Raw genomic sequence first — 653 nt, forward strand, 5'->3', positions numbered from 1 at the left:
AGCCCGATCCGCTCAGGCGCCCCGCCGTCCTCGCGCAGGACGAAGACGTCCCGGTTCTCGCGGGCCAGCGACCAGCGCGCCCCCTCCGAACTCGTGTGCAGCAGGCGTCGTGCGCTCATGACTCGTCCCCCTCAGTAGCCCCGCCAGAGCCCCGGCGTCGCGATCTCCAGGAGATGCCCGTCGGGATCGCGGAAATACAGGCTCTGCCCGCCGCGCGGCCAGCGGGTGCGCCCCTCGACCGCGATGCCGGCCTCGGCGAGGTGGTCCTCCCATTCGGCCAGCGCCTCGGCGCCGACCGCGAAGGCGACGTGCTGCGGTCCCGAACCGTCGTGGGGCGGGATGGTGCCGCCCGGCGTCTCGATCGGCTCCAGCGAGCCGCCGCGCGGGAACAGCAGCAGCACGCCGCGGCCGGCGACGTCGTAGGCCCGCATCCGGTGATCCGCGTGGATGCAGGGCAGGCCCATGGCGCCGCGGTAGAAGGCGTCGGCGCGCGCGAGATCCTCGACGTACAGGACCGTCTCCAGAACACCGTCGAGCGCGGGCATGCGGGCACCTCCGCCGGGTCAACGCGGCAGGGGGCGAAGCGTCGCGCGCGGATGGTCCCGGATTCCAAAGGTCGAGACCTTTGGCGGGTGCAGGGCAGAGCCCTGCTG

Annotated in this window: 1 protein-coding gene; it reads right to left on the reverse strand. The window is 73.5% G+C overall.

What is annotated here, in order from left to right; all coding sequences use genetic code 11:
• Positions 1-131: 131 nt before the first annotated feature.
• Positions 132-545, reverse strand: coding sequence for a VOC family protein (locus tag AX737_RS07935; protein WP_066920414.1), 414 nt, complete (start codon positions 543-545; stop codon positions 132-134).
• Positions 546-653: the final 108 nt, after the last annotated feature.

Origin of the sequence: Methylobacterium sp. CCH5-D2, from assembly GCF_001556475.1 — a bacterium.
GTDB lineage: Bacteria > Pseudomonadota > Alphaproteobacteria > Rhizobiales > Beijerinckiaceae > Methylobacterium > Methylobacterium hispanicum.

Bases quoted from the DNA above. Each gene is read 5' to 3' on its own strand.
- AX737_RS07935 (WP_066920414.1), bottom strand. From the start codon at position 545: ATGCCCGCGCTCGACGGTGTTCTGGAGACGGTCCTGTACGTCGAGGAT.